This window comes from Furfurilactobacillus siliginis (assembly GCF_001437435.1).
GTDB lineage: Bacteria > Bacillota > Bacilli > Lactobacillales > Lactobacillaceae > Furfurilactobacillus > Furfurilactobacillus siliginis.
Genome location: NZ_JQCB01000001.1, coordinates 44,586 through 53,357, shown reverse-complemented (window position 1 = coordinate 53,357; position 8,772 = coordinate 44,586). Strand labels below are relative to the sequence as shown.

10 protein-coding genes are annotated in these 8,772 nt (G+C 44.9%); 5 read left to right on the top strand and 5 right to left on the bottom strand.

Annotated elements, in window-relative coordinates; translation table 11 throughout:
* Positions 1 to 468: 468 nt before the first annotated feature.
* Positions 469 to 1,098, bottom strand: a complete 630-nt coding sequence (locus IV55_RS00245) for an NAD(P)-dependent oxidoreductase (protein ID WP_057808402.1) — start codon at positions 1,096 to 1,098, stop codon at positions 469 to 471.
* Positions 1,099 to 1,179: 81 nt separating this feature from the next.
* Between IV55_RS00245 and IV55_RS00240 the strand changes: the two genes are divergently transcribed.
* Positions 1,180 to 1,824, top strand: coding sequence for a GyrI-like domain-containing protein (locus tag IV55_RS00240; protein ID WP_057808401.1), 645 nt, complete (start codon positions 1,180 to 1,182; stop codon positions 1,822 to 1,824).
* On the opposite strand, the gene IV55_RS00235 is transcribed toward IV55_RS00240, so the two are convergent.
* Positions 1,816 to 3,246: an MFS transporter gene (locus IV55_RS00235; protein ID WP_057808400.1), complete on the bottom strand. Its 1,431-nt coding sequence runs from the start codon at positions 3,244 to 3,246 to the stop codon at positions 1,816 to 1,818. The two genes, IV55_RS00240 and IV55_RS00235, sit on opposite strands and share 9 nt — an antisense overlap.
* A gap of 84 nt (positions 3,247 to 3,330) precedes the next feature.
* Here IV55_RS00235 and IV55_RS00230 point away from each other — a divergent pair, with 84 nt between their 5' ends.
* Positions 3,331 to 4,110 (top strand): CPBP family intramembrane glutamic endopeptidase, encoded by a 780-nt coding sequence (locus tag IV55_RS00230; RefSeq protein ID WP_057808399.1) that lies wholly within the window; start codon positions 3,331 to 3,333, stop codon positions 4,108 to 4,110.
* Between the two features lie 127 nt (positions 4,111 to 4,237).
* Here IV55_RS00230 and IV55_RS00225 read toward each other — a convergent pair whose 3' ends face one another.
* From IV55_RS00225 to IV55_RS00215, 3 genes are all read right to left on the bottom strand, one after another.
* Positions 4,238 to 4,816, bottom strand: coding sequence for a TMEM175 family protein (locus IV55_RS00225; RefSeq protein ID WP_057808398.1), 579 nt, complete (start codon positions 4,814 to 4,816; stop codon positions 4,238 to 4,240).
* Between the two features lie 96 nt (positions 4,817 to 4,912).
* On the bottom strand, positions 4,913 to 5,365 hold the full coding sequence (locus IV55_RS00220) for a universal stress protein (RefSeq protein ID WP_057808397.1): 453 nt from the start codon (positions 5,363 to 5,365) through the stop codon (positions 4,913 to 4,915).
* 13 nt (positions 5,366 to 5,378) lie between these two features.
* Positions 5,379 to 6,977: an Nramp family divalent metal transporter gene (locus IV55_RS00215; RefSeq protein WP_057808396.1), complete on the bottom strand. Its 1,599-nt coding sequence runs from the start codon at positions 6,975 to 6,977 to the stop codon at positions 5,379 to 5,381.
* A gap of 209 nt (positions 6,978 to 7,186) precedes the next feature.
* Here IV55_RS00215 and IV55_RS00210 point away from each other — a divergent pair, with 209 nt between their 5' ends.
* The 3 genes from IV55_RS00210 (at position 7,187) to IV55_RS00200 (ending at position 8,712) form a co-directional block, all read left to right on the top strand.
* A complete protein-coding gene (locus IV55_RS00210; RefSeq protein ID WP_057808395.1) occupies positions 7,187 to 7,423 on the top strand; it encodes a hypothetical protein in 237 nt (78 codons plus the stop codon).
* Positions 7,424 to 7,511: 88 nt separating this feature from the next.
* The gene (locus IV55_RS00205) at positions 7,512 to 8,414 is read left to right on the top strand and encodes a cation diffusion facilitator family transporter (RefSeq protein WP_057808394.1); all 903 of its coding nucleotides are present in this window, start codon (positions 7,512 to 7,514) and stop codon (positions 8,412 to 8,414) included.
* 13 nt (positions 8,415 to 8,427) lie between these two features.
* The gene (locus IV55_RS00200; RefSeq protein ID WP_057808393.1) at positions 8,428 to 8,712 is read left to right on the top strand and encodes an HU family DNA-binding protein; all 285 of its coding nucleotides are present in this window, start codon (positions 8,428 to 8,430) and stop codon (positions 8,710 to 8,712) included.
* Positions 8,713 to 8,772: the final 60 nt, after the last annotated feature.

The window sequence follows — 8,772 nt, the reverse complement described above, 5'->3', positions numbered from 1 at the left end:
CACTACGGGCTTTGCGAATTCTTCGCAGCCCTTCGTTCTCGGTGTTACATCTGGTCTTCGTTGCTAATGACTCGGCGCTGGAGGAGTGCTTTGCCCGCTTTGCGAGCAAAGCACAAGTGCAGTGAACGACCAAGTAAACTCGCCGCCATGGGAACTGCAGCGGCCAACGTTCACTCTAAGTAATAGTTAACTGCAAGCATCAAATAACCGCTCTAACAGTCTACGTACGCGTAGTTTGTTGGAGCGGTTATTTGATGTTGCGTCTGACTTTTACTTTAGCACTGAGGTTGTGTCGCTTGCAAAGCGGGCGGCACTCTCCGACAAAACAGGGTAATAGTGACGGCGGAAAACTAGCCTGCCAGGAGTGAAGGGCTGCGAAGAATTCGCAAAGCCCGCAACGGCAAGGTACGCTAGTTTTCCGTCTGCGAACGCAGTGAGCTCACTGTTATCCTGTTTTGACGGAGACACTCACCTAGAGACAACGGAAATGTGCTGATAAGGATGTTGGTGATTCTGAATTTCATCAACGAAGGCAACTGCATAGTCTGCGTAACTGATTTCACTTTGACCCTGCGCGTTAAAGCTTAAGAAATCGGCACCTAGCTGATATTTACCAGTTTTAGTACCTGTGAAGACGAAGTTTCGTGCAGGAGAAATATACGTCCAGTCGACATCTTCACTTGTTTGAAGTAATTGTAAGGCAGCCCCCATGTTGGTTGAGGTGTCCTTGAAACTTTCAGGGAAGTTTGGCTCATCATATAAACGACCGGTTCGATTAGCGGTGGTGAACAGACTACCAGCACCTCCGATAACTAACAGGCGCACGGTTGTCCCTTTAACAATGTCAATCAGGTGTTGCATGACTTCTGGATAACGGAACCCTTCGCCGCGTGGTGCGCCATAAGCGCTGACTAAAACATCTAAATCTTCAATGTCATCTGTCGTTAAATCCGCGATTTCTTTTTCTAAATAAGGAACATCTTGCTGTAAACGATGGTGATCGCGGACAATTGCTAGTACGTCAATGTGCCGACTACGAGCCTCTGTCAGGATCAAATTACCTGCTTTACCAGTGGCGCCAATAATACCGATTTTCATGTGCTGACCTCCTCATGGTGTGCGTTTACTAACAACAGTATAATGAACTTAATGACGCGGTGCCTACTAGGAGGACTTGAAATGACGATTGAAAAGTATGAGTGGCGGAAAGCAGAACGCAATTTATATCCAACAATGAAGCGACCATCCATTACGACGATCCCTGAACAAACTTTTTTAACGTTGACTGGACAAGGTGATCCTAATACGACCGCTTTTAAGGAACAAGTCGCGGCGTTGTATGCTGCTAGTTACGCGATTAAAATGGCACCGAAAAAGCAGCTACTTTTTCCAGGCGCCTTTGACTACACGGTGTACCCGTTAGAAGGAAATTGGACATTACCCGACGACTATCAACCACTGACGACGGGCATTGATAAACAGCAGCTCATCTACCAAATTATGATTAAGCAACCGGCTTTTGTGACTCCGACAGTGCTTGAACAGATCAAACCGTTATTGGGTAAGAAAGTTGCTGCGTCGTTACTGGCACACTTGCAATTAACGACAGTGACTGAGGGGCTCGTGGGGATGATGCTGCATGTTGGATCCTTTGATACTGAAGCAGAAGACTTTGAACGCCTGGATTACTTTTTACACAATGCGGGGTATCAGCGAACTGAAAAGGCACATAAAGAGATTTATCTATCCGATTTTCGCCGTGTGGATGAAGCAAAACGAAAAACGATCCTACGGGTTAAGATCGCAAAGCAACCATTAGTGTAGTGTTTGATGTTTCAATAAATTGCCCAGTCGCAGTGATGTGAATAAGGCAGCGATGATCAGCACGAAGGAGACCATAAAGGCCACGCGTAGACCAGTCATAAACACTTCCGGCTGGTGTGGTAAATAAGTCGTTACCCGATGACCAACCACATGGCTCATGGTGGTAAAAAGTGTCGTGGTCGCAGCGGCAGTGCCTGCAACCATGCCTAAGTTACGTGCCAACGAATTAATACTGCCGGCGATGCCGAGTTCACTGCGATCGACGACTGACATGACAATATCGCCGTTTGGTGATTGAAAAAGCCCGGTACCAATCGCCATCAAGGCAGTAATCAGCACATATAGCCAAATCGGCGTTGTGGTGGTGAGTGTCAGGACAAAACCAAGCTGTGAGACTGCAATTAAGGCGAGTCCGGAGCTGGCAACATTGGCTGGTGGTAAACGATCAGCCAGCCAACCACCAAGTGGACCGACGATGACGAGTACAATTGGAAAAATCATCAAAAGTAGGCCAGCCATGCCAGGACCAAAACCACGAGCGTCTTCTAGATAAAAGGGCATTAAAACCACGCTGAAGAAGTTTGACAGAAAGATTAAAATGGCGGCACTGACACCGAGACTGAAGGGGCGGTTACGGAAAATCGTCAAGGACATCATCGGTGTTGAGGTGTGATATTCTTGGTAGCCAAACAGGCTTAGACTAATGATGGCAAGGATAAAGCCGGTCAAGGGTAGGATGGCGGTAAAGCCAGTTTGTTGACCAATGAAGATTGCGCCGAAAAGGCCAATGATAAATGTCGCCCAACTGGTAAGCCCCCACCAGTCGATTTTGCCGCCTGGTCGTGGTTCCTGTTTGGGTAGTACGAGTGCACCGACAATAATGGCGAACAAACCAATGGGCACGTTGATCCAAAAGATGTTGTTCCAGGCACCATTCGCTAGAATCAAGCCACCCAGTGCAGGTCCAGCAACTGATCCCAAAGCAACGAAAGTACCAACAAAGCCCATGGCTCGACCACGATGCTTAATATCAAAGGTACCAGTCACGATGCCGTAGGTGTTAGACAAGGTCAAAGCACCACCAAACGCCTGTACGACGCGAGCGCCAAGCAGAAACCAAAAGTTAAAACCAAGCGCAGAAAGAATTGAGCCAACGATGAAAATGATGGTTCCAATGCGAAAAATCCGGACCTTGCCGTACATGTCGCCTAAGCGGCCAAAGAAAAGTAATAGGGCACACATGAAAATTAGATACAGTGAGACGACCCATTCCATTTGGCTCAGTGGGATATTCATTTGGTGACTCATGATGGGCATTGCAATGTTGACGATGCTGGCATCAAGGTTGGACATGAAAGCAAAGATGCCAATGGCGACTAATACCCACCAGTTATTGGTGGCAAGCAGTGTTTCTTGTTTCATAAGATGCCTCCTGGAGAAGTCTTTGTTGTCATTGTACGGTGCGTTAAAATAAATGTGAATTAATCATTCTCGGGAGTTAATGACATGGAAAATGAACCGACAGATCACACATTACTTAAACTAACAGGGCTCACGCTAGGGTTCACCAGTTTAATTCTCGCTTGTCGCTGGCTCGTTAGCTTGGTAGCTAGTACGGCGACCGCACTATTAGGATCAGAAATCATTGCCGTGGTTGTTTTGGTCTTATGTAATCGCTATTGGTGGCACATTCGGCTTAGCTATCGACCAGTTGCCGTTCAAAAAATGTGGCATGTGGGGTGGATTGGTTGGCTGATCGTGATTGTTTTTGGTGGTCAGGCAATCGGTGAAATGGTTATCAATCCGGATTGGCCAGCTGCGTTTGCGGCAACCTTGATGGTTTTTCTGACAGCATTTTATGAAGAGACATTGTTTCGTGGCATCATTTTAAATACGCTGTTGCGAAAACTGACAGGGTCACGAAAGTTCATCAGTGCAGCGTTATTGAGCAGTGCACTGTTTGGACTTGCCCATGCAATTCATTTTTTTGACAATGTGAACCAAAATTCAGTGTATACCTGGTTACAAATTGGCTATGCCGTGTGCCTGGGCGTATATTTTTGTGCCGTTGCGACACGAAGCGGCTCATTAGTATGGTCGATCATCTTTCATGCGTGCTTTGACTATCCAGCGATGGTGATTGCATTTAGTCATACGAGCACTGCGGCCATGAGCTTAACTGGTGGTGGAACTATTTCATGGCTCGCCAGTGATGTGTTCCTATTTTTGCCGATTATGCTAGTTGGCTTGTGGTTGCTGCGACCAGCTAAGCGCCAAGTTAAGTAAGGAGAGTGGAACAAAAGTCGGGAAGTCGTCTGCACAGCGACTTGGCTTTTGCCTCACGTTAAGTTCATAAATTAAAAATCGCCTGCCACAATTATGTGACAGGCGATTTTTGCAAACTGGACGTTTATCAATGAACGATGCGTTGTTCACTTTGAAAAGTTGCATAGAAAACGGATCCGAGCACAAACAAAATACCGAGGACGGGTAACCAGTACATCGCGATTAAATTAGCCAGCGTTAAGGCTAAGAAGATGGGACTGAAGACTAGCTTAAAATGAAATCCCGGTACAGGTGCCGGTTTGTGTTCCCGTCGTAAGTCACCTTGTAGCATGGTCAATAGGAGTACCCAGGAGCCAAGCCACAGGAGATACCAGATAAAGTAGGTGTATTCAGGTCCACGTTCATTTAAATGAGCGCCGACCCAATTCGTCATGACCGGTAGAAATGAAATTAGAAAGAGCCATAGCGCATTCGCGAGATAGGACTTAGGGGATAATTTTGAAACAGGGTCGAACGCGTGGCTGTGATTGTACCAAACGGCGGTTATGAGAACGAAACCAACCGTGTACGCAAATAAATACGACCGATTTTCAAACAGAAGGGATAGACGACCGAGCTTAGGTACGTGAATTTCTAGGATCATGATCGTAATAATAATGGCTAAAATAGCATCTGAGTAAGCCTCTAAACGAGATTTCTGGACCATGTAAACAACACCCCTGTCATTTTATAATACCTATATTATCGCATACAAAAAGCGACTTGCAGCAGGGTTGCAAGTCGCTTTTTGTAGGTCTGCTAGTTAACGAATAATCATGACTGAGATTGGTGAATACTTAGCCATGTAAGCTGCTTGGGAACCGAAGTATTTCCGGATACCCTTCTTAGAAAGGGAACCAACGATTAGTAAATCGGCCTGAGTAGCAGGAATGACGTTCTTAACGATGGTTTCACCTGGATCACCTTCATCAACGATGATTTCCAGATCTTGAACACCGGCTTCGTCAGCGAACTTGGCATAGTCTTGTAAATGGGCTTCCAGTTCATCACGTTCACCATGGACATAATCCTTGGTGAGTGCCTGGAAGACGTTCATTTCATCGCTTTCTAGAATGGAAGTGATGAAAAGCTTAGCGCCGTCTTTAGCAGCACGACGAACGGCGTACTTAAAGGCCAATTGTGCATCAGCAGAGTCATCGACTCCAACTAAAATTCGTGAAAAAACCTTGTCTACATCTTTTTCTGATTCTGACATTGTTTGCTTCCTCCTATTCGTTGTGGGCTGCTTTAGCTTCTTGTTCAGCGGCTAAGTTAGCTGCTTCAACACGTTTGTTACCGTTGTATAAATCAACGATCATCCAAACAAGTAGGGCAAGAATACCAGCAATCAAGATATAGGCGATGATGTTGGCGAGTTCAGTTTCGCCTTTGGTAATACCGTCACCGAAGAATCCTTGAATTTGAGCAGGTAGGTTCATGATGTTCAAACCAGTTAAGCCAAGAACGGAAACCCAGCCACAGACCTTAGTCCAGTTGTGGTTCTTGAACCGTTTACCCATTTCGGCGGCACTGTTGGTAAACATCAATAATGGCAGCATCGAGAATGGTAAGGCGAAAGCTAAGAAGACTTGTGAGTTGTTCATTAGACTGTTTAAGGCTTCGTGCTGCTTAACAGCAGTTTGCCCACCAGTCATTCCCACACAAATCAAAACAGGGATAACGGAAATTAAACGGGTTACTAACCGACGTAACCATAAAGGCATCTTCATGTGGACGAAACCTTCCATGATAACTTGACCAGTTAAGGTACCAGTAATCGTGGAGTTTTGACCAGAAGCCAAAAGGGCAACGGCGAACAGGGTTGATAAAATACCAGTCTTAGCAACACTAGCTAAGATACCGTTACTCATGGTTGAAGTGTCTGACAAAGCATCGAATAAACCGAAGAATGAAGGATCTTTAACGGCACCACTCTTGAACACGGCAACACCCATGATCAAAAGTAATGAGTTAACGAAGAAGGCAACAGTTAGTTGAATGTTAGAGTCCCAAGTTGAGAACTTAACGGTTTGTGCAACTTGTTCTTCATCGTTGTGGTCTAGTTGACGTGTTTGTGAAATAGCTGAGTGTAAGTACAAGTTATGAGGCATAACAGTGGCCCCAATAATCCCAAGTGAACCAGTTAATGGTGAAATTCCACCGACGACTGGAGTTGAAGCAATGGTCTTAGCACTTGGAATCAAACCAAACAGAACGGCGCTCCAGTTAGGATTTGATAAAGCAACTTGATAAGCGAAGACAACGAAAATAACTACGATCAAAGCCACAACAATGGCTTCGATCTTCCGGAAACCAATCTTCGTTAATAATAGTAGTAACAGAACATCGAAGACGGTAATGAAAACGGCGATGACCAACGGAATCTTGAATAATAGATATAACGCAATGGCTGCCCCAAGTACTTCGGCAATATCCGTTGCCATAATGGCTAATTCAGTGAGGATCCATAAAACAATTGAAAGTGACTTACTTGTACGAGCACGGATGGCTTGTGCCAAGTCCATTTGACTCACAATACCCAGTTTAGCCGCCATGGATTGTAAAAGCATCGCAATTAAACTTGATATTAAGATGATGGACATTAATAGGTACTGGAAGTTTTGACCACCGGTGATCGATGTTGACCAGTTACCTGGATCCATGTAACCAACGGCAACTAATGCACCAGGACCTGAGTAGGCAAGTAAGGTTTTCCAAAACCCTTTTCCCATTGGAACTTTAACGGTTCCGTTGATTTCTTCGAGCGATGGACCATTAGCATAATGAATTAAATGCTCTTTCTTCGGTTGTTTGCTTGTGTTTTCCACGTGCAAATACCTCCTTATGTGTTTTTAGTACTCAAATAGCATACACCATTTTTCCGAAAAGGGTACCGATATTTTAAAAATAGGTATATTATTTTTAAGGTAGTACTAAAACTTTTATCGAAGGGAGATAAATGACTTTGTTGAAAGATGGAACTTTGTTAGCGGTTGCGTAACTAGGTAAAACTAATGGAGAAGTTTCTAAACAACAGTTGGCATTATTTTTAGGGATTAATAACAAACAACTGCAACGTGTTTTAAAACGGCTAGTGAAACGATCGTTCATACAGATCGTGGCAGGTACGGTAACGTTACTTCCCGCCGGACAAAAACGAGTGATATGCATTCACTGGCGTTATCAAACATGGCTTGGCTTAGAACAACAATTACCAGAGACTGGGTTAATGAGCGGTACATTACTGCAGCTAGCTGGTACGCATCTTTGGTAACAAGATACATATAGAAGAAGGATCATTAAGGTTATGCCTTTAGCATGGTTAAATGTACGACCTTAGTGCACCTTTGCGGGGGATTGAGATGGCAGAAGAAGTACACGAACACAGATTAAGTTCCAAACGATTTACGGGTGTTACGAGTTTAAATTTAGCCATAACGATTATTGAAATAATTGGTGGCATTGGGTCAGGGTCACTGGCGTTGATTACGGATGCTGTCCATAACTTTGGCGATTCGTTATCGATTGTTCTGAGCTTTGTGGCACAACGAATCGGTGGTCGTGATCAGGATGAACACGCAACGTTTGGTTATCATCGTGTCGAAATTTTGGCAGCCTTTATTAATAGTTTAGTGTTGATTGCTGTGTCCCTTGGCTTGATTTGGGCCGGGTGTTCGCGACTATTTGCACAACATCAAATCAACGGTAGTGTCATGTTATGGACCGCGGTGATTGGTTTTGTCTTTAATACGGGTTCAGCGTTGCTCTTGCACAGTGATGCAAGTGACAGTTTAAATATCAAAGCAACGTATTTGCATTTGCTGGCAGACGCATTATCTTCAATTGCAGTGATTGTCGGAGCGATTGTCGTGATGGTTTTTCATATCTATTGGGTGGACGCAGTGCTGACCATTGTCGTGGCTGGCTATGTGATTTACGAAACGGTTGCAGTGGTTCAGCAAACAGCGGCAATCTTGTTGCAAGCAGCACCAGCGTTGAATTATGACGAAGTTGTCTCAGCGATGGAAACGGTGCCTGGTGTCGTCGACGTGCATCATATTCACGCCTGGATGGAAGACGAACATGATGTGATTTTTTCGGCACATGTCAATGTTGCACCAGAAAACGCAAATCAAATTGAAGTGATCACGGCTGCAGTCGCCAAAAAGTTACAGACTGAATTTTCAATTGCACATGTCACATTGCAATTAGAACTGACACATGGGTTACATAGTGCGCGTTTTGCAAAACATGAATTGTCATAGCGGGGACGAAGACATGGAAAATAAGACGACTAAGAAAGAATTGGTTAAACAGGTGGCCACGACGACTAAAGTGTCGCAGGCAACCACTGCTAGCATTGTTAATGCGCTGTTGGAACAAATCGGGGATGAGCTGGCAGCAGGCAGGACAGTAGAAATTCGTAGATTCGGTACATTTTCGGCGTACACGAATAAAAAAAGAATCGTAAATAATATTAACGGCGAACAAGTGACGGTCCCAGAACACCAGTTGGCAAAGTATCGCTGTGGCAGCGGTGTGAGAGAAAAGTTGAACAAATAAAAGAGAGTGAGCTGACCCGGGTAAGACCCGAGCAATTGCAAAGACGGTGGTTGTGGGCGA

Bases quoted from the DNA above. Each gene is read 5' to 3' on its own strand.
- IV55_RS00245 (WP_057808402.1), bottom strand. From the start codon at position 1,098: ATGAAAATCGGTATTATTGGCGCCACTGGTAAAGCAGGTAATTTGATC.
- IV55_RS00240 (WP_057808401.1), top strand. From the start codon at position 1,180: ATGACGATTGAAAAGTATGAGTGGCGGAAAGCAGAACGCAATTTATAT.
- IV55_RS00235 (WP_057808400.1), bottom strand. From the start codon at position 3,246: ATGAAACAAGAAACACTGCTTGCCACCAATAACTGGTGGGTATTAGTC.
- IV55_RS00230 (WP_057808399.1), top strand. From the start codon at position 3,331: ATGGAAAATGAACCGACAGATCACACATTACTTAAACTAACAGGGCTC.
- IV55_RS00225 (WP_057808398.1), bottom strand. From the start codon at position 4,816: ATGGTCCAGAAATCTCGTTTAGAGGCTTACTCAGATGCTATTTTAGCC.
- IV55_RS00220 (WP_057808397.1), bottom strand. From the start codon at position 5,365: ATGTCAGAATCAGAAAAAGATGTAGACAAGGTTTTTTCACGAATTTTA.
- IV55_RS00205 (WP_057808394.1), top strand. From the start codon at position 7,512: ATGGCAGAAGAAGTACACGAACACAGATTAAGTTCCAAACGATTTACG.
- IV55_RS00200 (WP_057808393.1), top strand. From the start codon at position 8,428: ATGGAAAATAAGACGACTAAGAAAGAATTGGTTAAACAGGTGGCCACG.